This window comes from Microbacterium sp. MYb45 (assembly GCF_002979655.1).
Lineage (GTDB): Bacteria > Actinomycetota > Actinomycetes > Actinomycetales > Microbacteriaceae > Microbacterium.
The window spans coordinates 1-21,784 of the sequence record NZ_PCPG01000017.1 but is presented as its reverse complement, the minus strand read 5'-3'; the positions used below and the strand labels follow the sequence as shown (position 1 = coordinate 21,784).

The following is a 21,784-nucleotide window of genomic DNA, read 5'->3' as shown; positions in this document are numbered from 1 at the left end:
GAAGCCTCCTGAAGCGGTCTTCAGGAACGGCCGATCAAGCGCTCAGCCGCCGAGGGGCAGCGTGACGACGAAGCGGGCGCCGCCCCAGCGGGAGTCGTCGACCGCGAGCGTTCCGCGAGCCGATGCGGCGATGCCCTGCGCGATCGCGAGACCCAGTCCGCTGCCACCGGCATCGCGGCTGCGCGCCTCGTCGAGGCGGACGAAGCGCTCGAAGATGCGGTCGCGCTCCTCGGCGGGCACGCCGGCGCCATCGTCCTCGACCGTCACGAACACGTGACCGCCCGAGGGGGTCACGCCGATCGCGACCCGTCCGCGGCTGTGCCGCACCGCGTTGTCGGCGAGGTTGCGCAGCAGCTGGCCGAGCAGACGGGGATCGCCGTTCACCCTGGCCGCCTGGATGCCGGAGCCGTCGACGTCGAGCCCGGCGGCCCGCAGCCGGCGCACCTCACCGAGCGCGATGTCGTCGAGGTCGACCGCCTCGTCGTGCGTGCTCGCACCCTCGTCGAGCCGGGCGAGCAGCAGCAGCGACTCGACGATGCCCTGCAGGCGCAGCCCCTCCTCCGAGACGACCTCGGCGAGCTCGGCGATGCTCGTCACGTCGGGGTGTGCCTGCGCGAGCTCGGCGTGCTGACGGATGGTCGCGAGGGGAGAGCGCAGCTCGTGCGAGGCGTCCGACACGAAGCGCCGCTGCGCGGTGGCCGCGGCATCGAGTCGATCGAGCATGCCGTTCATGGTGGTCGCGAGTGCCGCGATCTCATCGGCCGTCTCGGGCACCGGCACGCGCTGGTGCAGGCGCTCGGCGGTGATGCCGTCGACCTTCTCGCGGATGCGCTCGACCGGTCGGAGCGCCCGGCCGACCACGAGCCAGGTGGTCACCGCGACGAGCAGCAGGAGCAGGGGCACGGCGATGGCGAGCAGAGTCGCGACCGTCGTCAGGGTCTCGGCGTCGTCATCCATCGAAACGGCCAGCACTAGTGTCTGGTCGTCATCGAGGTCGTCCGAGACGACGAGCATCCGCTCCCCGTCGACGGTCAGCGTCTGCGGGTCGTCGGACACGGGCAGGGCCGCGGCACCGAGCGCTTCCCTGGCGTCTTCGCTGGCCGCCCGCACCGATCCGTCGGCGCCGATGAGCTGCACGAACTCGTCCTCGAGGGCGTCGATCCCGCCGCGGCCCGGTCCGTCGCTGCGCTCGGTGAGCTCGTCGAGGCGCTGCTCGGCCGCCCGCTCGGTGCTGCTGTGGATGCTGGCGCTGAGCACGCCGTAGAACGAGAACGCGCCGATGAGCAACGCCACCGCGACGACGACCGTCGCCCCGAGCGTGGTCCTCCCGCGCACCGAGCGCCAGCTGCGCCTAGCCACCGTCGGCCGCCAGCCGGTAGCCTGCGCCGCGGATCGTCTCGATCGCCTCGCGGCCGAACGGCTTGTCGAGCTTGCGGCGCAGGTGCCCGACGTAGACCTCGACGATGTTGGGGTCGCCGTCGAAGTCGTCGTCCCAGACACCCTCGATGAGCGCGCGCTTCGACAGCACCTGGCCGCGGTGGCGCATCAGATACTCGAGCACCGAGAACTCCCGTGCGGTGAGGGTCACGGGGATGTCGCCTCGCCAGACGCGGTGGGCGGCGGGGTCGAGTCGCAGGTCGCCGGCTTCCAGGATCGCGGGGCGAGCGACGCCTCCGCGGCGCACGAGGGCGCGGAGGCGGGCGACGAGGATCGCGAACGAGAACGGCTTGGTGACGTAGTCGTCGGCGCCGGTCTCGAGCGCCTCGACCTGGTCCCACTCGCCGTCCTTGGCGGTCAGCATCAGCACGGGCGTCCAGTTCTCCTCGGCGCGCAGCGCCTCGCACACCTTCCAGCCGCTCATGCCCGGCATCATCAGGTCGAGCACGATCGCGTCGTAGCGCGTCTCCCGTGCCCGCCAGAGCCCGTCGACGCCGTTGTGCGCGACGTCCACGGCGAAGCCCTCGGCTTCCAGGCCGCGGCGCACACCCTCGGCCAGGCGCACCTCGTCGTCCACCACCAGGATCCGCATTCCTCCAGTGTGGCCGGTCGACGCTGAATCGGGGCTGAAGCTCGGCAGGACGCGTCAGCGGAGGTGCTGCTGGATCTCGCGGATCACCTCGCCCAGCGTGCCGGTGGCGAGCAGGCCGGGGCCGAGAGGGCCCGCGGAATCCTCGCCGAGCGGGGGGAGTGCGCGCAGAGCGGCGGATGCTTCAGGGGACAGGGCGGCGAGTTGCCAGCGCACCTCTTCGGCGCGTGCCTCGGGCGCCGAGGGGTGCGCGAGCTCCACGGCTTTCGCGGCGTATGCCGCCGCTCCGAGTGCATGGGCGCCCATGTGGGCGACGCCCGCGGCCTGTGCGGCGGCCCGCGCGGCGGCAGCCCCTGCCGGCGAGGTCGCACTGTGGGCGGCCCTGCCCGCGACGAACCGCCGACGGATCTCTTCGGCGGCGCTGAGCTCACCCCGGGCGAATGCTCGTGCCCGGGCGATGGCGTCTCGGGCGCGGTCGTCGTCCGGCGCCTCCGCTTCGAACAGGGGCAGTGCCCGCTCGGCGCAGTCGGCCGCCCACACGGCGACGATCCTGCGGTCGGCCTCGGTCATGCCCTGCACGGTGGTCATGTTCACCTCGCCCGGCGCTGGGACCGCTGCCGGGCGGACTCGTGCGCTTGGCGGAGCAGATCGAGCACGGATTCCGAGGTGCGCTCCGCGGGGTCGATCACGCACACCCACCCGACCGCACCGTAGAGCGGATGCCGCTGGAACACGTCGACTTCCGCCGGCGCGGTATCCACGGGGACGAGCGACGCCACCTGCTCGCGTCCGACGTGGATGTTCACACGGAACCGCCCTGGCGCATTCAGCGCGGAAGCCGTGTCGTCGGGGTAGTCCTTCGTGATGATCGTTCCGTACGGCTGGGTGCGCTCCGGCATCCGCCCGTCCGGTGCGTGATAGAAGTAGGCGTCTCCCCAGGAAAGCGCAGGGAAGTCGCTGCCCGCTTCGGGGGTGACGACGAGGGCGCCGTCGAAGCCACGGACTGTTTCGATGATCTCCTGCATTGTCATCCCTCAATGATGAGGTTCACGTGCTTATGTGGACTTGGAAGCGGGAAGGAGGGCGAATCACATGCCAAACCCTCAAAAGGATGTCATGACGACGGCTGCGCTCGGTCGACGCGTGGGCTACTCGACGCAGCAGGTGCGCGACCTGGAGCGGCTCGGGGTCATCCCTCCGGCCGAGCGCGGAGCCAACGGCTACCGCCGCTATGCGGGGCGGCACGAGACCGCCGCGCGCGCCTATCGTGCGATGGCGGCGGCCATCGGCCCCGTGCCCGCCCGGCGACTGATGCCGACTCTGATCGGGGCGCCGGTCGGGGCCGCGGCCGAGCGCATCGATGACCTGCATGTCGGTCTCGCGGCCGAGCGCTCCCGAGTGCGCGAGGCGCTGCGCGGTCTCGATGTCGCTCTGGTCGAAGCCGGCGAAGACTTCGACGACGCGGATGCGATGACCATCGGCGAACTCGCGCAGGCCCTCGGCATCCGCCCGTCCGCGCTCCGTCACTGGGAGCAGGAAGGGCTGGTGCATCCGCTCCGCGGCACGGCATCCACGCGGTCGTACGGCGCGGCGGCGATCACCGAGGCGCGCATCGTCGCCGCCCTGCGCGCGGGCGGCTACGGCATCCCCGCGATCTCGCGCATCCTCGAACACGTGCGGCAGCATGCCGACACGGGCGAGGTGCAGCGCATCCTCCAGGGCCGGCTGGTCGCGCTCACACGGCGCAGCGTCGCGCTCCTCGCGGCCGCCGGACACCTGCACGCGCTTCTCGCTGATCGGGGTGAGGAAGACTGACGGTCGTCGTCGACCGCGAGGTCGGACGGCTCGCTTAGGGTGGCTCGTATGACGTGCAGCGCGCGGTGGCCGAAGACGATGCGCGTGCTCGCGACGCCGATCCGGAAGCCGGGGTGCTGACCATGCAGAAGTCGGGGCGATACGTGCGCGTGGGGAACACGGAGTACCCGCTCGCCTCTCCGGGAGGCAACTGGGCGCTCTGGAGCCCCACCCCGGTCGAGGGTTTCCGGAAGATCGGGAGCGGGTGGGTCCGCAACATCGCACCCGACGAGCAGCTGGAGTGCTTCCGCGTCGCACACCACGGCACGTATCGCGGCATCCCGGTCACGGTCGAGCCCGGCGACGGAGCATTGGCACGCCTCGACACCCGCGATCCGCGCGCAGCCGAGCAGGGGTTCGAGAGGTTCGGGTTCGAGCGGCCCGAACTGCAGTCGTGGCTGAAGTTCGTGCCCGTCGACGACCGGGACCTCGCCTTCACGACCACGCGCACACCGGAGCCGATGCCGTGGGCGCAGTCGACCCGAGACGCCGTCGCGCAGCGCCCGGTCCCGCGACCGTCCGACGCGCAGCCGTCGGAGTGGGGAGCCTTCACGCTCCGTCTCATCACCGCGCTCCGCGGTGTGACCGACCGCGTGTTCCTCATCGTCTCGGTCGATGGCGACCCGCTGCGCTACGTGCAGTTCGCCGGAGACCCCGAGATGCTCCACGCCGAGGCGCCGGGGGGCGACGTGGTCGCGGATGCCGACGAATCGGTGCTGCGGGCCACCGGGTGGAAGGAGCCGGGGGTCGCGCAGCCGAACTGGACCGCGGAGCTCCCGCTGCCCGCGTACGCGGTCGACTTCCGGGAACTCGCCGAGCGGTGCGTCGCTGCGCTGCGTGATGCCTATGGGGTGACGAGCCCCGATGCCCTCGCGTACCGCGCGTGGCGTGATCCGGAGCAGGCCTCGCTCGAGTTCTCCGGACTCGGTCGCGCCCTGCCCTGATCCGCGCCTCCGGGATGCCGCCTCGGTTCAGCGACCGCCGAGGCCGGCCTGCTCGCGCATCGCGGCGAGGTCGAGGTCTTTCGCGTCGAAGAAGAGTACCGGGTCCAGCGCGAGCGGCTCGGAGTCGATCCAGAATTCCTTCCCCGCGACGCGGATCACGCCGATGTACATCGCCCGGTCGGCGTCGGACGTCCAGATCGTGAGGAGTCGGTCATCGCCCCGGTGTGCGATCACGTCTTTCAGGGCGGCGACGATCCCGGCGCTGTCCGAGCTGCCGCGCTGCAGCGTGGACAGGGCCTGATCGAGCGGGAATCCCGCGGCGACACCGTGGATCACCGGATTCGTCAGCACGCCGCCGCCCTTGATCCGCCAGCGCCGCGCACTGACGAAGAACATCACGATGGCGGCGACGAAGACAGCCGGCGGGAGGAAGAAGGCACCGGCGATCGCGAGCCCGCTGCGCACGCGTCCGCCGAGCAGTTCGACCGTCGCCTCCGGGTTGAGGTAGACGAGGAGCATCACGACCACCATGAGCCCGGCGATCACGAGCCAGGTCGCCGACTTGCGGGGAGAGCGCTCGGAGACGAAGAGATCTGGGCGTGTGGCGAACCAGGTGTAGAGATTGCGCGACCGGGACCGGAGGGGCGTGAAGCTCATGGGATCACGCTAGTGCGGTCGGCCATCGGCGCTCATCACGCCGGGCTGCCGATCCGTGCTTCGACCTCCGCGATGAGCGGGTTGTCGTCGGCAGGGTCGGTGATGATCGCGGTGACGGCGTCGAGTGCCAGCACGGGGTAGCGAGCGGCAGCGCCGATCTTCTCCTCGCTCGCGAGCACCACTGTCTCGGCGCAGCGCGAAGCGAGTGCCCGCTTGGTGACGGCGTCGTCGAGTTCGCCCGTGGTGAGGCCGCGTTCGGGGTCGATGCCGGTGGCGCCGAGGAAGAACGTGTCGGCAGCGAGGCGCTGGATCGCCTCCATGGCCAGGCCGCCCCCGGTCACCAGTGAGTGTCGGGAGAGTTCGCCGCCGATCATGATCACCCGCGCGTCCGAGTGCTCGGCGACGGCGAGGGCGATGGCGGGGCTCGGCGTGATGACGGTGATCCCTGTGCCGGAGGGAAGGAGCCGGGCCATCGCCAGCGTGGTCGTGCCGGCGTCGAGGACGATCGTCGATCCGGGGCGGACGGTGGCCACCGCCGCGCGCGCGACGCGTTCCTTGCTCTCGGTCGCCAGCGCGGCGCGTTCGCGAACCGGGGGCTCGGGAGCGGGGATTGGCAGCGCACCGCCGTACACGCGCAGGAGTCTGCCCTCGTCCGCGAGCTCTCGGAGGTCACGGCGGATGGCATCCTCCGAAACGCCGAGCTCGTCGGCGACGGCTTTCGCCACCACCCGTCCGTCACGCTCCAGGAGAGCGAGCAGGTGATCCTTGCGTTGCGCGGCCAGCATATGTTTCCTCACGAAGTTGCACGTTCTTGCATGATTCAGACTACAGTCATCCGCATGACGAAACCACTCCTGATCCTGATCGCCGGTCCGTACCGCTCGGGTACCGGCGGCGACCCCCAACTCATCGCCCAGAACCTGGCGCGCCTCGAAGAGGTCTCCGGGCCGATCTTCCGCCTCGGCCACGTGCCGATGATCGGTGAATGGGCGGCGCTGCCGATCCTGCGCACCCTCGATGCCGCCGAAGCCGGTGAGGGGGACGTGATGTACGAGACGGCGTACCGGCTGCTGCAGCACTGCGACGCCGTGCTGCGCCTTCCCGGTGAGTCGTCAGGTGCGGACAAGGATGTCGAGATCGCGAAGGAGCGCGGGTTGCCCGTCTATCGCTCGCTCGAGGAGATCCCCCCAGCCTCGACTCCGTAGGCTGGAGGTATGACCAAGAACATCTGGACCATCCTCGGCGTCATCCTCGCCGTCGTGATCGCGTGGTGGATCGTGAGCGCGCTGTTCTCGGTGCTCGCGTTCATCTTCAAGCTCGCGATCGTCGCGGTCGTCGCCGTGGTGGTGTTCCTCATTCTGCGCGGGATCTTCAGCCGCAGCGACGACTGACGGCGCGGCCCCCTCGTCGGACGCGTTCTCGGCGAGAGGTCCTAGCGGAGCACGCGGTAGCGAAGGTGGGTCTCGCTCGCGAAGGCCGAGGTCTCGAGGCGTTCCAACTCGATGCGCTGCCCGAGCCCGGCGAACAGGGAGATGCCGTCGCCCAGCAGGACCGGCGCGACGTCGAGGTGGAGTTCGTCGACGAGTCCGAGCTGGAGGCACTGTCGCGAGATGCTCCCGCCGAGCAGGCTGACCCACTTGTCGCCCGCCGCCTGCGCGGCTGACTCGACCGCCTGCGCGATGTCGTCGACCACGAACGTGTAGGTGATCCCGTCGCGTTCGATCGGCTCGTGCTCGCTGTGGGTCATGAGGTAGACCGGCACCTTGAGCATGCCGCCATAGGGGATCTCGCCGTCGTCGATGGTCTGCGTCTTGTTCGCCCCGCCGACGATGGCGCCGATGTTCTTCATGACGTTCTCGACGACGACATCGTCTTCGGGAGCGGAGGGGCGACCGAACATCCAGTCGACTCCGCCGTCCGCATCCGCCAGGAACCCGTCGAGGGTCACGGTCGCGTGGACGATCACTCGAGCCATGATCTGCTCCTTCCGTGGAGGTGAGTCGAGCGACTTGCTTCGTCGGAGCGCTGGTGATCCAACCCGCCCCCAGCCGGCGCCACCGGGGCGCCTCAGCAACGTGCGCGTACTAGCTGGCGAGCTGCTGCACCCGCTGGTACGTGACGCCGAGGATAGCGCCGGCTGCTTCGAGAGGGTAGCCGTCGGCGCGGAGCGCACGAGCTGCTTCGCGCCGGAGCCTGTCCGCTCGTTCTATCGCCGCCTCTCCGGCGGCCGTCGCGTCATTGCTCTCCGCGAGCAACTGCATAACTCGGCTGGGCGCATCGATGACGACGTCGACCTCGACATCAGTGGGCTCGACATCAAGCCAGACGGACGCGAGGTCGGAGGCGGCTTTCTTGATTCCGCGGAAAGTGAGCGCGCTGCCCGTCGCCACGATCGTTGCGCCGCTGGGCGTCTCGGAGGTGAGCTCCGGAATCTCGATCGTCCACGATCCGTCGTCATCGCGGGAGGCGCGGGCACTGAGTCTGGTCGTCATGTCTCTGCCCTTCAATTCCATGCGCTCGGAGTGTTCGGGAACGCGGTCTGCACCAATGATGCTTGTACCACGAGTACAAATACGACTTGTTCTATTCCGGAGTACTGCTCTCAGGCGCTCGGCGCGAACGCCCCGACCCGGTACTTCGCGGCGCGGTGCGTGTCCTGCACGCGGTCTCCCTTGCCCTGCAACTTGTTGCGCAAGGTGCCGGGCGTGTACTCATTCGGGTAGACGCCGCGCTCGCGCAGCACCGGGATCACGTGCTCGATGACGTCCTGCCACGTGCCGGGTGTGACCGCGTAGGCGAGGTTGAAGCCGTCGATGTCGGTCTCCTCCACCCAGGACTGCAGCTCGTCGGCGATCTCGACACCAGAGCCCACGACCGTGGGGCCGAGGCCGCCGATCGCGTTGTGGCGTCCGAAGTCGCCGACGGTCCATTCGCGGCCGAGGTCGGCCTCTTCCTTCAAGTGCTGCAGCACCGACTGGATCGCGTTCGACTCGACGTTCCCGACCGGCTCGTCCTCTGCGTACTGAGAGAGGTCGACGCCCATCCAGCCCGACATGAAGGTGAGCGCGCCCTCGGGGCTCGCATAGGAGAGGTACTCGGCGTGCTTCGCGGTCGCCTCCTCGCTCGTCGCGGCAGTGATCACCGTGAGCAGTGTGTAGATGCGGGCGTCGTACCGGTCGCGGCCGGCGGCTTCCAGGGCATCGCGGATGCGCTTCACCGTGCCGGCGAGCACCTCCTTCGAGGGGGCGGCGACGAAGATGGCCTCGGCGTTCTCGGCCGCGAACTTCACTCCGCGCGGGCTCGCACCGGCCTGGTAGATCACCGGCGTGCGCTGCGGCGACGGCTCTGAGATGTGGATGCCGGGAACGCTGAAGTGCTTCCCCTCATGCCCGATCGGGTGCACCTTCGACGGGTCGGTGAAGATGCCGCGCTCGCGGTCCTCGACCACGGCGTCGTCTTCCCACGAGCCCTCCCAGAGCTTGTAGAGCACCTCGACGTACTCGTCCGCGTGGTCATAGCGGTCGTCGTGCGCGAGCTGATCCTCCTGGCCCATGTTGCGGGCGGCGCTGGGCAGGTATCCGGTCACGACGTTCCAGCCGATCCGGCCCTGGGTGAGGTGGTCGAGGGTGCTCAGCCGGCGCGCGAAGGGGTAGGGGTGCTCGAATGCGGTGCCCGCGGTGATGCCGAAGCCGAGGTTCTCGGTGACCGCGGCCATCGCGCTCACCAGCAGGATCGGGTCGTTCACGGGCACCTGGGCGCCGTTGCGGATCGCGGCCTCGTTCGTGCCGCCGTAGACGTCGTAGGTGCCGAGCACGTCGGCGATGAAGATGCCGTCGAAGGTCGCGCTCTCCAGCAGCTTCGCCAGATCCGTCCAGTACGAGATCGTGTTGTACTGCCGCGACCGGTCGTCGGGGTGCCGCCACAGGCCGGACGACTGATGGGCGACGCAGTTCATGTCGAAGGCGTTGAAGCGGATCTGACGGGTCATGCCCCCATGAAAGGCGAACGGCGCGGGGCGGTCCAGGGCCGCCGACATGCGCGGACACATTCCGGGGGATGCTGGTCGATGGGTCTAGCTCGATCCGCTGGTTTTCCAGAGGCCTTGCTGAGCCCACCCGTCGGGGAAGCCCATGCTGTCGATCCTCACGTGGGGGACACTCGGAAAGGTGGCTACCAATTCCTTGAGGCGCCGCGTCCAATCGGCGTAACCACCGATGCTGCGCAGCAGATACGCGATTACGGCCAACGAGTTGTAGAGGCCGAAGTCCTGCTTCGGCGCTGTGTCTTCACGCAGGTGCGCCAACACGGGAATCGCATTGTTCTTTGGTCTGGTGGGCGCATCGACGAGCTTTCTGTTGAACAAGCGCGCCTGGTGTGCCGCGACGTTCCGTACATAGTTGGTGCTCGCGATCCAGCTGGCCAGGACAGTCTTGCTGGGTACTGAGTAATGAAGGGCGATCCGAGTGGCGAGATCGTTCTGCAGCCCGCGGTAGAGCTTGGCGAGGTGGCCGAGTTCAAGAATCTCGGTCAGTGCCCAAATCGGCATTCGATCGTCGTATTTCCGTCGAAAGTGCTCGACGAAGGCTTCCTTCGAGCTGGCTCGCCTTTCGTCCACGCGGCTGATCCACTCGGCATGTTTGCTCGTCATCACGCCAGCGCCCGTATCGATGGATGGCGCGGTGAAGGCCGGAGTGAAGCATCGTTGATCGAGGTGCGCGAAGGCCGAAGTCTGGCCGAGGATGTAGCCGACTTGAGTACGAAGCGAAACCTCGATGCGTTCGACGGCCTCGAGAACGAGCAGGCGTAGCGCGCGATCGAATGCGATCAGCGCCGCAGCATGCTCCAGACGGGTGTCCTTCCGATACGAACTCAGAATACGAGTCGACTGGCGACCGCGGTCATCAATGAACTTCTCCGACTCGCGAGATGGATAGAGATACCCCGTGAGGCGGTAGTAGCCAACCTCTTCGAGCAACTGTTCAGCGGCCGATTCGTCGTCGACGATCAGACCTCTGCCCTGGAGTTGCGCAATCTGCTGCTTTATAGACATCCAAGGCTTGGTGTACTCGACCACGTGTCTCCCCAAAAGAAAATCAGCCCGAGCCGTGAGGCGAGCGGGCTGATCGTGATGTTCCAAGACTAGCATCCTCGAGCCCATGTGAGGAGGGCCCTAAGCCCGATTCGGCGTGTAACATGTTACCGTGAAGGAACCCCTTGCTGCCGCCAGTGAGCCGCGGAAGGAACAGTGAGGACCGACGTGATCCAGAGGCCTGGAAGCACCCGACGAAGCCACACCGGGCTGCGTTCCCTGACCGATCTCCTGATTGTCGTTGGTGTGGGTGTCCTTGCGTTCTTCGTGAACGGCTACGTCTCCGCGGCAATCATGGTCCTTACTGTCGGCGGGGTCCTCGGCGGGGCGAGGGTGCGTCGCCGGCGCCGGGCGGAACCGGCACGACACGAAGGGTCGTCTCACGTATGACTTCCGGTATCGCACCCCTGTACCTCGTCATCACGGTGATCGTGCTCATCGCCGTCGTCGCACTCGTCGGTTACCTGGTCCTTCGCGTCAAGCGCGGCGGCAAACGGCGCGACTGATCCGTGCGCTGCTGTGGGTGAGGTTCACCAACGTCCGGTGCCCCTCATCCGTGACGCCGCCGCAGCCCGTGAACCGATTGGGGCTTACGTTGTGTTGTCGATGCCCCCGCAAGCATCGGATCGGCTTCGCTTTAGGCGGCGACGTCCAGCACTCCGGCTTCGCTACTGCTCGTAGACGTCCCGCCGATGACCCAGCGTCACGACCGCGACGATGAGCAGGTCGTCGTCGATCGTGTAGATGATGCGGTAGTTCCCGACGCGGACGCGGAGTCCGTCGCGTCCCTGCAGCGCCTTCGCTCCCGGTGGGCGGGGGTTCTCGCCGAGCAGGGCGATGGCACCGCGGATCCGGTCGCGATCCTGATGGTCGACCTTCTTCAATGCTCGAACCGCAGCGGGGCGCAGTTCGATCCGATAACTCACGTCCAGCCCAGGTCGGCCTTCACCTGATCCCAGGGGATGTCCGGGCCTTCTTCTGCCATCGCCTCGTCGAACGCGGCCACGTCTTCGGCATCTTCAAGTGCCTCGATCATCCGTTCGTACTGCTCCGGGCTGACCACGACGGCGGCACGCTGACCGCGTCGCTCGATGAACACGGCCTCCTCCTGGGAGCGGGCGATGACCGTCGAGAGGTTGTTGCGCGCGTCGGCGACGCTGATCGTGGACATGGGCAAATTGTACATCTTGAAGTCTGAGATGTACATGATGCCGCGGCCAGGCGGTGGCATCTACGAATCCGCGAATCGATCCTTCGGCCTCCGAGAATCGGCGATTGGGGACGAGCTGCCCTCCCGCAAGTCCGCGACGATGCGGGCGAGGATCTCAGGGAGCGTCTCCGCCGGCCCGATACGGCCTTCCTCGACGAACTCGAGCGGCTGCCAGCCGTCGTGCCACGCGCGCATCTGCTCTGGACTGAAGGCGTCGCGCAGTTCTCGTGTCTCGTGGCGTCGGACGGTCTCCTCGAACCCGACGTCGAACTGGTAGATGCGAGTGACGCCTCGATGGTCCCGCCACAGCTGTTCCAACCGCCCGGCATAATCCCGGAGGTTGAGGATCCCGTCGAGGATGACGTCGTATCCCAGGTCCAGCGATTGGCGGGCGACGGTGTCGATGAGCGCGGCGGCGTCGGCGGATCGAGACGCCTTCTCGCCGCCGGCCAGAAGCGTGCGCCGGAAGTGGTCCTGATGGATGACCGCGGTCTTGCCGCGGAGCAGAGGGCGCAGCGCCGTCGCCGTCGTCGTCTTGCCCGAGCCGGAGTCGCCGCGCAGCACGACGAGGCGAGTGTCCACTGATCCCACGGCCGTCATCGCACAAGTCTCACATTCGGGCGGATCATGTGACGTCATCTGCTGGCATTCACCCACCCCCGCGGGCTCTACCCTTGACAGGTGACCGACGAGACCGTGACCGCCCAGCGTCTGGTGCGCCGCTTCGCCCGCGAGACCAACCTGCTCGTGTCGGGTCGTGACTTCTCGGTCGTCGGGTCGGATGCCGTGGCCGAGGCACTGCGTCAGCTGCTGCCGGCGCTCGGTGCGCACCTCGGCGACGGCGGCGTGACGTTCGTGACGGGCGAGGCTCCCGAGATCCTGCTCGACGGACACCCGCTTCCGGCGCGGAAGACGGCCGAGGACCGCGTGGATGCGGCCGGACGTCACATGCCCGTCTCGTCCGACCTCGCCCGGCGCCTCGGCGAGAAGGGGACGGTGCGCGGGGTCCGGATCGGCATCGCGATGGTGCTCGAACCCAAGACCGCCCAACTCGCCCTGCTGCTGCGGGATGCCGGAGCCACGGTCGCCGTCTACGCGCACCCCGATGAGATCGACGTCGAGGTCGCGGCGGTGCTGCGTGCCCGGGGCGTCCCCGTCGACGGCGACCCGACCCTCTCGGGTGCTGCCGAACGCACTGCCGCCGTGTCGTTCCTGCGCCGCGGGTTCGACCTGCTGCTCGACGACGGTTCGCACCTGATCCGCCTCGCGCATGAGGAGGGGATCGCCACAGAACTGAAGGGTGCGGCCGAGGAGACCACGAGCGGGCTCACTCCGCTTCGGCTCATGCAGCGCGAAGGCGTGCTCCAGATCCCCGTCATCGCCGTGAACGACGCCCTCACCAAGACCTCCTTCGACAACCGCTACGGCACCGGCCAGTCGTGCGTGTTCGCGATCGCCGATGCGCTGGATGCCGCGGGCATCGACATCCGCGACCAGCCCGCGGTCGTGGTCGGCTACGGCCCTGTCGGCGAGGGCGTCGCCGCGCACCTGCGGGCGCTCGGCGTGCAGGTCGCGGTCACCGAGACCGACCCGGTCCGCGCACTTCGGGCCGCCCACGACGGCCACCGCATCGGCCGGCTGCATGACCTCGCCCCGGGCGCGCTCGTCGTCTCGGCCACGGGCGCTCCGCACACGGTCGACGCCGAGGTGCTGCGTACGGCGGCGGTCGTCGCGGTCGCGGGCGGCATTCCGCACGAGATCGACCTCGATCCCTCGACGCTGCGACCGTATGCAGGCGAGAACGGCGAAGCCCCTCCGTTCGTCGAACGCGCCGGAGACGGGGCACTCGTGATCGCCCGCGGCGGCTGCGTGAACCTGTCGGCCGGCGAGGGCAACCCGATCGAGATCATGGACCTGTCGTTCGCGGTGCAGCTCTTCGCCGTCGAGTATCTGCTCACGCACGACCTGCCCGCCGGAGTGCATCCCCTGCCGCCCGAGGCCGACACCACGATCGGCACGGCCGCGCTCGCCGCCCGCGGAGAGCACATCGACGAGCGCAGCCCCGCGCAGGTCGACGCCCTGCGCGAGTGGCGCTCGCCGCGATTCCCGGGAGCATCCGCATGACCGCCGTCACCGTCTACTCCGCCGGGCTCGTGGTGCCGATCACCGCGCCACCGATCGTCGACGGCGCGGTCGCCGTGCGCGACGGCCGCATCATGCACGTGGGTGAGCGCGAGTGGGTGCTGCGGTCGCTGTCCGAGCGCGGGATCGAGGCCGACGAGGTGCACTGGCCCGGCGTGCTGACCCCGGGCCTCGTGAACGCGCACACCCACCTGCAGTACACCGGCATGGCCTCGGTCGGCCGCGGGCAGTACGACGGGTTCGACGACTGGGTGCGGGCGTTCGACCCGGTCTACGAGGGCGGGCGCGACTGGGCCGCGGATGCCGCCGACGGCGCGGCACAGGCGCTGCGCTCGGGCACGACCGCGGTGGCCGACGTCGTGACCGACCGCGCGGCGGCGACCGCCCTGCACGACGCCCGACTGCACGGCATCACCTACTGGGAGGTGATGAGCTGGACCAACGCCGACTGGGCGCGCACCGGACGCGCGCAGGTCGAGCAGGCCCTCGACGCATTGCCCACCCCGCCCGGTACCGGCCTCTCGCCGCACGCCCCCTACTCGCTCGACATCGAGCCGCTGCTCGAGATCCCCGACATCGTGCGCGAGCGCGGCGGACGCATCCATATCCACCTCGGCGAGGCCGCGTTCGAGAGCGAGTTCGCGCACGAGCATCCGCAGGCCTGGCACACGGCCGGTCTCGCCAGCTTCCAAGAGCTGCGCAAGGCCGGTTTCGGCACCAGCGCCACCGAGTTCGTCGACCAGCTCGGGGTCCTCGGTCCCGACTGCCACATCGCGCACGGCGTGTACATGAGCGCCAGGGACCGCGCCATCCTGCGGGAGCGCCGCACGACCGTGGCCCTGTGCCCGCGCTCGAACGCCGTCATCGGACTCGAGGAGCCGCCGATCGCCGCGTACCTGCGCGAAGGTAGCCCGATCGCCGTCGGCACCGACTCGCTGTCGTCCAGCCCCTCGCTCGACGTGCTCGCCGATGTGGCGGAGCTCGCCCGCATCGCCCGCTCGCAGGGCTACACCGACCGCGACCTGCACGCGCGACTGCTCGGCGCCGCGACCCTCGGCGGCGCGCACGCCATGGGGATCGACGTCGGCCCCGACCGCACCGGATACCTCGCCGTCGGCGCGCTCGCCGACCTCACCTTCTTCGACATCCCGGCCGGTCCGGATGCCGTCGCCGAACTCGTCGAGCACGGGGCCGGCCGCGCCGCCGCGACAGTCGTCTCCGGCGAGGTGCGCTTCGCGGTCGACTCCTTCGAACGCGCCGCCGTCGAATCCGCACCAGCCGAATCCGCACCCGCTGAATCCCGACCCGTCGAACCCGCATCCGGAGGTTCCGCATGACACAGCGCCCCGCGACCGCCGAGCGCCTCGACCTCGCCGCCCACCCCGAGGGCGGGTGGTTCCGCCGCACGTGGACGAGCCCGCTGCCCGTGGAGACGCCGAACGGCCCACGACCCGCGGCCACCTGCATCCACTACCTGCTGCTGCCCACCGAGCGCAGCGAATGGCACGTCGTGACCAGTGACGAGCTGTGGCTCTGGCACGGTCCGGGGCGGCTCGAGCTCAGCCTCGGCGGCGATGGTGCGGAACCGGGCGCGGCGACGACCGTCGTGCTCGGCCCCGATGACGCCGCCCAGGTGCTGGTGCCGGCCGGCGTCTGGCAGGCTGCCCGGCCGCTGGATGCCGACGAGGTCCTGGTCTCGTGCTTCGTGTCGCCAGGTTTCGATTTCGCCGATTGGCGTCTCGCCGAATCGCCTACTCTGTAGAGGCAGACCGTCTCTGCGGAACCAGACACGGCAGAAGCAGACCCGACTGCCTCATCGCCACCCTCCTCCTCACCCTTCTCGCTCTGGAGTCATCGTGCCCTTCGCTCCCGCTCTCCGCCGCGCCGTTGCCGTTGCCGCAACCGCCGCCGCTGTCGCCGTCACACTCGCCGCCTGCGCTCCCGCTGCCGACACCGGATCCGGCAGCGGTGACGACTCGGGCCTCCAGACCGTGACCGAGGGCAAGCTCACCATCGCGACGGGTGAGCCCAACTACGAGCCCTGGTTCGTCGACGACGACCCCTCCAACGGCGAGGGCTTCGAGGGTGCGGTCGCGAACGCGGTCGCCGAGCAGCTCGGCTACAAGGCCGACGACATCGTCTGGGTGCGCACGACCTTCGACGGCGCCATCGCGCCGGGCCCGAAGGACTGGGACATCAACCTGCAGCAGTTCTCCATCACGGATGACCGCAAGAAGGCCGTCGACTTCTCGTCGCCGTACTACACGACCACGCAGGCCGTGGTCGCGGTCGGCGACTCGCCCGCGGCATCCGCCACGACCATCGACGAGCTCAAGGCCACCAAGGTCGGCGTCGCCAGCGGCACCACCAGCTACACGGTCGCCAAGGCGCAGCTCGGCGAGGCGAACCTCAGCGTCTTCAACTCGGTCGACGACGTCGTGCTCGCGCTCAAGGGTGGCCAGATCGACGCCATGATCACTGACCTCCCCGGTGCGTTCTACGTCGTCGGCGCACAGCTCGACGACGGCGTGGTCACCGGACAGTTCGCCGGGGCCGACGGCGGCGACGAGTTCGGCATCGTGCTGCCGAAGGGATCCGCGCTCACGCCGGCCGTGACCGACGCGGTCGACGCCCTGCGTGAAGACGGAACGCTCGACGAGCTGCAGCAGAAGTGGCTCAGCGACGCGGTCGACGTCCCCGTCTTCAAATGACCTCACAGCCCGTCGACACGGCGTGGCAGCCGAGCGAGCTCGAGCTGTCGCGCCGCGTCCTGCGGCGCCGGGCGACCACCCGGTCCGTCCTGATCGCGCTGATCAGCAGCCTCGTCGTCGCCGCGGTGCTGGTGGTCGTCGTCGTCAACACCCCCGGCTGGGCAGTCGTCAGCCAGACCTTCTTCGACCCGCAGGTCGCGCTCGACAGCATCGGCCCGATCTTCCAGGGGCTGCTCGTCAATCTCCTGGTGCTGGTGATCGCCGCGGTCTGCGTCGCGATCTTCGGAACCACCCTGGCCACCATGCGCTCGCTGCGCGGTCCGGTGTTCTTCCCGCTGCGCGCGCTCGCGGCGGCCTACACCGACTTCTTCCGCGGCATCCCCCTGCTGATCGTGCTGTATCTGATCGGCTTCGGCATCCCCGCGCTGATGATCTTCCCGCGCATGCCCGCGATGTTCTGGGGCACGATCGCCCTCGTCCTCACGTACTCCGCGTACGTCGCCGAGGTGCTCCGCGCCGGCATGGAGGCCGTGCACCCATCGCAGCGCATCGCCGCACGGTCGCTCGGACTGACCCACGGCCAGACGCTCCGCATCGTCGTGATCCCGCAGGGTGTGCGCAAGGTCGTGCCCGCGCTCATGAACGACTTCGTGTCGATGCAGAAAGACGTCGGCCTGATCTCGGTGCTCGGCGTGGTCGACGCCGTCCGCGCGGCTCAGCTGATGGTCGCCGACACCTACAACTACACGCCGTACATCGTCGCCGGGCTCATGTTCATCATCCTCAGCTGGCCGATGATCCGCCTGACCGACGTCGTCACCGCGCGGATGAACAAGCGCGAGCAGGCCGGAGGGGTCGTATGAGCGTTCCGGTGATCGAGGCAAGGGGAGTGCGCAAGCGCTTCGGCGACCACGACGTGCTGCGCGGCATCGACCTCGCCGTCGGCACCCATGAGGTGGTCGTGCTCATCGGCGCCTCCGGCTCGGGCAAGTCGACGTTGCTGAAGACGATGAACCTCATCGAGGGCGTCGACGACGGCCAGATCTTCCTGTCGGGTGAGGACATCACCGATCCGCGGGTGGATGCCGACGCCGTGCGCGCCCGCATCGGGGTCGTGTTCCAGCACTTCAACCTGTTCCCGCACCTGACCGTGCTCGACAACGTCACGCTCGCAGCCGTCCGCGTGCACGGCATGCGCAAGACCGAGGCCCGCACCAAGGCGCGCGAGCTGCTCGAGACGCTCGGCCTCGGTGCCAAGGCCGACGAATACCCCGACCGGCTCTCCGGTGGTCAGCAGCAGCGCGTCGCGATCGTGCGCGCGATCCTCACACAGCCCGAGGTGCTGCTGCTCGACGAGATCACCAGTGCGCTCGACCCGCAGCTGGTCGGCGAGGTGCTCGACCTGGTGCGTCAGCTCAAGCAGCAGGGCGCGACCATCGTCATGGCGACGCACGAGATGTCGTTCGCCCGCGAGGTCGCCGACCGCATCATGTTCCTCGAGCACGGCGTGGTCGTCGAGCAGGGGCCGCCGTCGCAGGTGTTCGATGCGCCGCAGCAGGCCGCGACCTCGGAGTTCCTCGCGCGCGTGCGGCACTGAGCTCGTGCGGCACTGAGCGCGGCCGACGGCGGATCCGGTAGCGGCGGGCTCAGGCGAGCTCGTCGTCTTCCGGTCGTCGCGGGTTCGGGTCCGGCGGCAGGATCACGACCGGCTGCGCGGCGGTGCGCTGCGCCCGCCACCAGATGACGAATCCGACCGCGGTGAAGATGCCGTAGAAGACGTACATGAAGCCGGTCGCGTAGTAGCCGGAGCTGAAGAGCAGGGGCACGCCGACCACGTCGACCGCGATCCAGATGAGCCAGAACTCGGTCCAGCCCTTGGCCATGCCGTAGGTGGCGAGCAGCGAGCCGACGAAGGTCCAGGCGTCGGCCCACACCGGCTCCCACGAGCCCAGCGCGCGGAACAGCGGGGTCAGCGCGACGGTGCCGACGACCATCACGATCACCAGGCCGATGCGGGCCCCGGTCGGCGCCCACTTCGGCACGATCTGTCCACCCTCGGCGTTGCGCCAACGCATCCATCCGTAGATCGCGACGGCGATGAACATGATCTGCCGGCCGGCCTGGCCGAGCAGGTGCGGCAGCGAGGGGTCGGGGCTGAGCGCGGATCCGAGGAAGACGGTGAGCAGCAGCAGGTTGCCGATGATGCCGACCGGCCACGCCCAGATCTTCCGGCGCATGCCGCCGAGCGCGCTCGCCAGGCCGAATGCGTTGCCGACGACCTCACGGACGAGGAGCGTCTGCCCGCCGGGCAGCGTCCAGTTCGAGTTGAAGGCGTCGACGAACCACTGCAGCAGGTCCACGGTCAGGATGCGGCGCCGGGTTCGGCGCGGTCGTCGAGCACGAGCTGGAGCATGCTCAGGTCGAGCCAGCGCCCGAACTTGGCCCCGACCTGCGGCATCCGCCCGACCTCGGTGAAGCCGAGGCGCTCGTGCAGGGCGATGGAAGCGGCGTTCCCGCTCTCGATTCCGGCGATCATGACGTGCATCCCCGCGGCGCGGGCGCGCTCGACGAGTGCGGCCATCAGCGCGGTGCCGATACCGCGGCCGTGCTGACCGCCGAGGACGTAGACGGAGTGCTCGACCGTGTGCCGGTAGCCGCTGTGCGGACGCCACTGCGCGTACGACGCGTAGCCGAGCACGCCGGAGTCGTCGACCGCGACGATCACCGGGTAGCCGCGGGAGGTGCGATCGGCGAGCCAGGCGTTGCGGTCGGCGAGGTCGACCGCATCCTCGTTCCAGATCGCGGTGGTGTGCAGCACCGCGTGGTTGTGGATCGCGGTGATCGTCTCGAGGTCTGCGGTCTCCGCATCCCTGATTCGGACGTCTGTCATCGGCGGGTGGTCTCTCTTCCCGACTCAGACGTGCACGTCGGCGGGGGATTCCTCGCCCTCGTGGAAGTTCGGCGTCTTGCCGAACAGCTTCGCGATGCCCAGCACGATCCCGACGATGAGCAGCCCGAGGATGAGACCGGCGATCGCGGAGATGATGGTGTCGACGATCCAGACGACGACCGGGCCGAGGTTGTGGAGCGCGTGCTCCACGCCGTGCAGCACGTCGACCGGGAAGTGCCAGCCGACCTCGCCCAGGTTCACCAGCACCAGGTGTCCACCGACCCAGAGCATCGCGACCGTGCCCAGGATGCTGATGAAGCGGAACACCGCGGGCATGGAACGCACGATCCGGGTGCCGGTGTGCCGTACGCGCCGCACCGGGTTCTTCGCCATCTTCAGCCCGATGTCGTCGATCTTCACGAGCAGGGCGACGGCGCCGTAGACGACCCCCGTCATCAGGAGTGCGATCACGGCGAGGATGGCGAGCGTCGCCCAGATGTCGAGCCCCTTCTCGAGGCTCGCCAGCGAGATGAGCATGATCTCGGTCGAGAGGATCAGGTCGGTGCGCACCGCGCCCAGGACCAGCTTCTTCTCGTCGCGAGCGCCCTCGTCGGCATGGCCGTGCTGCACGCCGAACCACTCCAGCACCTTCTCGGCGCCCTCGAAGCACAGGTACGCGCCGCCCAGGATCAGCAGGTACGGCAGCACCCACGGCGCGAACGCGGTGAGCAGCAGCGCGGCCGGGATGATGATGAGGAACTTGTTCGCGAGCGAGCCGAGCGCGATCTTGCCGACCACCGGCAGCTCGCGTGCGGGCGTGATGCCCTGCACATACTGCGGGGTGACGGCGGCGTCGTCGATCACGACACCGGCCGCCTTGGCCGAGGCCTTCATCGCGGCGCTCAGGATGTCGTCGACGACGGCGAGCAGTCCTACGGACATGTGGTTCCCCTCGGGCGGTGTGCAGTGCGGAGGCAACTCTATCGAGTCCGAGGGGTCCCCCGAACTCGTGGAAACTCACAGCGCGCTCCCAGCCCTGAGGGACCAAAACGACCGCATCGACGGTTCTTCTCTATGACGCCGCAGCCAGCGACGTCGGACTAAGGAGTCAGATCATGTCGAACGACTACGGCAAGACCCCCGAGGCCGTCAGCGGCCTCACGAACCTGCAGTACGAGGTGACGCAGCAGGACGCGACCGAACCGCCGTTCCGCAACGCGTACTGGAACAACCACGATGACGGCATCTACGTCGACGTCGTCTCGGGCGAGCCGCTGTTCTCGTCGACCGACAAGTTCGACAGCGGAACCGGGTGGCCCAGCTTCACCAAGCCCATCGAGGCGGATGCCGTCACCACGCGGACCGACCGTTCGCTGTTCATGAAGCGCACCGAAGCGCGCTCGGCGAACGCCGACAGCCACCTCGGCCACGTCTTCGACGACGGCCCCCGCGAGGAAGGCGGGCTCCGTTACTGCATGAACTCGGCCGCCCTTCGCTTCGTCCCGGCTGACAGGCTGGAGGAGGAGGGGTACGGTCGCTACAGTCCCCTCTTCGCGAAGACACCGAACACCCCCACCACCGACATCTCTGAGGAGCAGTCATGACCGACACCGGAACCATCACCCGCACGCCCGGGACCGAGACGGCCGTCCTCGCCGGCGGCTGTTTCTGGGGCATGGAAGACCTGATCCGCCGCCAGCCCGGCGTGCTCAGCACGCGCGTCGGCTACACGGGCGGCTCGAACGACCACGCGACCTACCGCAACCACCCCGGCCACGCCGAGGCAGTGGAGATCGTGTTCGACCCGACCAAGACGACGTACCGCGACATCCTCGCGTTCTTCTTCCAGATCCACGACCCGTCCACCAAGGACCGTCAGGGCAACGACATCGGCTCGAGCTACCGCTCGGCGATCTTCCCGCTCTCGCCCGAGCAGGAGACGGTCGCGCGCGACACGATCGCCGACGTCGACGCCTCGGGCCTGTGGCCGGGCAAGGCCGTCACCACGATCGAGCCCGAGGGTCCGTTCTGGGAGGCCGAGGAAGAGCACCAGGACTACCTGATCAAGTACCCCAACGGCTACACCTGCCACTTCCCGCGCGCGGGATGGGTGCTGCCCCAGCGCGCGGAGAGCTCCGCCGTCTAGGCCGGGGGCCCGCGCCCCTCACCTCGCTCGCACGGAACGAAGGAGAAATCACGGAATGAAGGACCGGATGCGGCATCCGCTCCTTCAATCCGTGAGAACTCCTTCGCAACGGGCG

Annotated in this window: 28 protein-coding genes; 12 read left to right on the top strand and 16 right to left on the bottom strand. The window is 68.9% G+C overall.

Annotation, left to right across the window (positions count from 1 at the left end):
- Nucleotides 1–42 precede the first annotated feature (42 nt).
- The 4 genes from CQ034_RS17755 to CQ034_RS17740 are packed head-to-tail and all read right to left on the bottom strand — an operon-like array spanning nt 43 to nt 3,057.
- Nucleotides 43–1,359: a HAMP domain-containing sensor histidine kinase gene (locus CQ034_RS17755; RefSeq protein WP_258134261.1), complete on the bottom strand. Its 1,317-nt coding sequence runs from the start codon at nt 1,357–1,359 to the stop codon at nt 43–45.
- Nucleotides 1,352–2,029, bottom strand: coding sequence for a response regulator transcription factor (locus CQ034_RS17750; protein WP_105712114.1), 678 nt, complete (start codon nt 2,027–2,029; stop codon nt 1,352–1,354). Before CQ034_RS17750 ends, CQ034_RS17755 begins: the two co-directional genes overlap by 8 nt.
- 54 nt (nt 2,030–2,083) lie before the next feature.
- On the bottom strand, nt 2,084–2,614 hold the full coding sequence (locus CQ034_RS17745; RefSeq protein ID WP_105712113.1) for a putative immunity protein: 531 nt from the start codon (nt 2,612–2,614) through the stop codon (nt 2,084–2,086).
- Nucleotides 2,615–2,616: 2 nt separating this feature from the next.
- A complete protein-coding gene (locus tag CQ034_RS17740) occupies nt 2,617–3,057 on the bottom strand; it encodes a DUF6194 family protein (RefSeq protein WP_105712112.1) in 441 nt (146 codons plus the stop codon).
- A gap of 85 nt (nt 3,058–3,142) precedes the next feature.
- Here CQ034_RS17740 and CQ034_RS17735 point away from each other — a divergent pair, with 85 nt between their 5' ends.
- Nucleotides 3,143–3,841 (top strand): MerR family transcriptional regulator, encoded by a 699-nt coding sequence (locus CQ034_RS17735; RefSeq protein ID WP_105712111.1) that lies wholly within the window; start codon nt 3,143–3,145, stop codon nt 3,839–3,841.
- A 65-nt stretch (nt 3,842–3,906) separates the two neighbouring features.
- Nucleotides 3,907–4,824, top strand: a complete 918-nt coding sequence (locus CQ034_RS17730; RefSeq protein WP_146114875.1) for a hypothetical protein — start codon at nt 3,907–3,909, stop codon at nt 4,822–4,824.
- Between the two features lie 27 nt (nt 4,825–4,851).
- Here CQ034_RS17730 and CQ034_RS17725 read toward each other — a convergent pair whose 3' ends face one another.
- Together CQ034_RS17725 and CQ034_RS17720 are read right to left on the bottom strand one after the other, a co-directional pair.
- Nucleotides 4,852–5,481 (bottom strand): hypothetical protein, encoded by a 630-nt coding sequence (locus CQ034_RS17725; protein ID WP_105712109.1) that lies wholly within the window; start codon nt 5,479–5,481, stop codon nt 4,852–4,854.
- A 35-nt stretch (nt 5,482–5,516) separates the two neighbouring features.
- Nucleotides 5,517–6,266 carry a DeoR/GlpR family DNA-binding transcription regulator gene (locus tag CQ034_RS17720; RefSeq protein WP_105712108.1) on the bottom strand — a complete coding sequence of 250 codons (750 nt, stop codon included), beginning with the start codon at nt 6,264–6,266 and terminating at the stop codon, nt 5,517–5,519.
- 54 nt (nt 6,267–6,320) lie between these two features.
- Between CQ034_RS17720 and CQ034_RS17715 the strand changes: the two genes are divergently transcribed.
- Together CQ034_RS17715 and CQ034_RS19640 are read left to right on the top strand one after the other, a co-directional pair.
- Complete coding sequence (locus CQ034_RS17715; protein WP_105712107.1) at nt 6,321–6,686, top strand: DUF4406 domain-containing protein; 366 nt, start codon at nt 6,321–6,323, stop codon at nt 6,684–6,686.
- Nucleotides 6,687–6,695: 9 nt separating this feature from the next.
- The gene (locus CQ034_RS19640; RefSeq protein ID WP_029264313.1) at nt 6,696–6,872 is read left to right on the top strand and encodes a hypothetical protein; all 177 of its coding nucleotides are present in this window, start codon (nt 6,696–6,698) and stop codon (nt 6,870–6,872) included.
- Between the two features lie 41 nt (nt 6,873–6,913).
- Here CQ034_RS19640 and CQ034_RS17710 read toward each other — a convergent pair whose 3' ends face one another.
- From CQ034_RS17710 to CQ034_RS17680, 7 genes are all read right to left on the bottom strand, one after another.
- Nucleotides 6,914–7,456 (bottom strand): dihydrofolate reductase family protein, encoded by a 543-nt coding sequence (locus CQ034_RS17710; protein ID WP_105712106.1) that lies wholly within the window; start codon nt 7,454–7,456, stop codon nt 6,914–6,916.
- A gap of 109 nt (nt 7,457–7,565) precedes the next feature.
- Nucleotides 7,566–7,973 (bottom strand): hypothetical protein, encoded by a 408-nt coding sequence (locus CQ034_RS17705; protein WP_105712105.1) that lies wholly within the window; start codon nt 7,971–7,973, stop codon nt 7,566–7,568.
- A 110-nt stretch (nt 7,974–8,083) separates the two neighbouring features.
- Nucleotides 8,084–9,469: an LLM class flavin-dependent oxidoreductase gene (locus CQ034_RS17700; protein WP_181156367.1), complete on the bottom strand. Its 1,386-nt coding sequence runs from the start codon at nt 9,467–9,469 to the stop codon at nt 8,084–8,086.
- Between the two features lie 84 nt (nt 9,470–9,553).
- Nucleotides 9,554–10,555, bottom strand: coding sequence for an Abi family protein (locus CQ034_RS17695; RefSeq protein WP_105712162.1), 1,002 nt, complete (start codon nt 10,553–10,555; stop codon nt 9,554–9,556).
- A gap of 683 nt (nt 10,556–11,238) precedes the next feature.
- Entirely contained in the window at nt 11,239–11,496 is a 258-nt protein-coding gene (locus CQ034_RS17690) for a type II toxin-antitoxin system RelE/ParE family toxin (RefSeq protein ID WP_105712103.1), read from the bottom strand.
- Nucleotides 11,493–11,741, bottom strand: coding sequence for a type II toxin-antitoxin system Phd/YefM family antitoxin (locus tag CQ034_RS17685; protein WP_029264316.1), 249 nt, complete (start codon nt 11,739–11,741; stop codon nt 11,493–11,495). The genes CQ034_RS17690 and CQ034_RS17685 overlap by 4 nt, the downstream gene beginning before the upstream one ends.
- A gap of 60 nt (nt 11,742–11,801) precedes the next feature.
- The gene (locus CQ034_RS17680; protein WP_029264317.1) at nt 11,802–12,380 is read right to left on the bottom strand and encodes an AAA family ATPase; all 579 of its coding nucleotides are present in this window, start codon (nt 12,378–12,380) and stop codon (nt 11,802–11,804) included.
- 81 nt (nt 12,381–12,461) lie between these two features.
- Between CQ034_RS17680 and CQ034_RS17675 the strand changes: the two genes are divergently transcribed.
- The 6 genes from CQ034_RS17675 to CQ034_RS17650 all read left to right on the top strand — a co-directional run bounded on the left by CQ034_RS17675 (nt 12,462) and on the right by CQ034_RS17650 (nt 18,230).
- Nucleotides 12,462–13,904 (top strand): adenosylhomocysteinase, encoded by a 1,443-nt coding sequence (locus CQ034_RS17675; protein ID WP_105712102.1) that lies wholly within the window; start codon nt 12,462–12,464, stop codon nt 13,902–13,904.
- Nucleotides 13,901–15,259, top strand: a complete 1,359-nt coding sequence (locus CQ034_RS17670; RefSeq protein WP_258134260.1) for an amidohydrolase family protein — start codon at nt 13,901–13,903, stop codon at nt 15,257–15,259. The genes CQ034_RS17675 and CQ034_RS17670 overlap by 4 nt, the downstream gene beginning before the upstream one ends.
- The gene (locus CQ034_RS17665) at nt 15,256–15,684 is read left to right on the top strand and encodes a cupin domain-containing protein (RefSeq protein ID WP_105712101.1); all 429 of its coding nucleotides are present in this window, start codon (nt 15,256–15,258) and stop codon (nt 15,682–15,684) included. The genes CQ034_RS17670 and CQ034_RS17665 overlap by 4 nt, the downstream gene beginning before the upstream one ends.
- Nucleotides 15,685–15,778: 94 nt before the next feature.
- The gene (locus CQ034_RS17660; protein WP_105712100.1) at nt 15,779–16,633 is read left to right on the top strand and encodes an ABC transporter substrate-binding protein; all 855 of its coding nucleotides are present in this window, start codon (nt 15,779–15,781) and stop codon (nt 16,631–16,633) included.
- Nucleotides 16,630–17,496 carry an amino acid ABC transporter permease gene (locus tag CQ034_RS17655; RefSeq protein WP_029264322.1) on the top strand — a complete coding sequence of 289 codons (867 nt, stop codon included), beginning with the start codon at nt 16,630–16,632 and terminating at the stop codon, nt 17,494–17,496. The genes CQ034_RS17660 and CQ034_RS17655 overlap by 4 nt, the downstream gene beginning before the upstream one ends.
- Nucleotides 17,493–18,230, top strand: a complete 738-nt coding sequence (locus tag CQ034_RS17650) for an amino acid ABC transporter ATP-binding protein (RefSeq protein WP_105712099.1) — start codon at nt 17,493–17,495, stop codon at nt 18,228–18,230. Before CQ034_RS17655 ends, CQ034_RS17650 begins: the two co-directional genes overlap by 4 nt.
- Before the next feature lie 49 nt (nt 18,231–18,279).
- On the opposite strand, the gene pnuC is transcribed toward CQ034_RS17650, so the two are convergent.
- From pnuC to CQ034_RS17635, 3 genes are read right to left on the bottom strand one after another with little or no spacing between them, the layout of a single operon-like run.
- The gene (gene pnuC, locus CQ034_RS17645; protein WP_105712098.1) at nt 18,280–18,993 is read right to left on the bottom strand and encodes a nicotinamide riboside transporter PnuC; all 714 of its coding nucleotides are present in this window, start codon (nt 18,991–18,993) and stop codon (nt 18,280–18,282) included.
- A gap of 2 nt (nt 18,994–18,995) precedes the next feature.
- Complete coding sequence (locus CQ034_RS17640) at nt 18,996–19,523, bottom strand: GNAT family N-acetyltransferase (RefSeq protein ID WP_105712097.1); 528 nt, start codon at nt 19,521–19,523, stop codon at nt 18,996–18,998.
- Nucleotides 19,524–19,547: 24 nt separating this feature from the next.
- On the bottom strand, nt 19,548–20,465 hold the full coding sequence (locus CQ034_RS17635; protein ID WP_091030665.1) for a DUF808 domain-containing protein: 918 nt from the start codon (nt 20,463–20,465) through the stop codon (nt 19,548–19,550).
- 173 nt (nt 20,466–20,638) lie between these two features.
- Here CQ034_RS17635 and msrB point away from each other — a divergent pair, with 173 nt between their 5' ends.
- Together msrB and msrA are read left to right on the top strand one after the other, a co-directional pair.
- Nucleotides 20,639–21,127, top strand: a complete 489-nt coding sequence (msrB, locus tag CQ034_RS17630; RefSeq protein ID WP_105712096.1) for a peptide-methionine (R)-S-oxide reductase MsrB — start codon at nt 20,639–20,641, stop codon at nt 21,125–21,127.
- Nucleotides 21,124–21,669 carry a peptide-methionine (S)-S-oxide reductase MsrA gene (gene msrA / locus CQ034_RS17625; RefSeq protein WP_105712095.1) on the top strand — a complete coding sequence of 182 codons (546 nt, stop codon included), beginning with the start codon at nt 21,124–21,126 and terminating at the stop codon, nt 21,667–21,669. The genes msrB and msrA overlap by 4 nt, the downstream gene beginning before the upstream one ends.
- Nucleotides 21,670–21,784 lie beyond the last annotated feature (115 nt).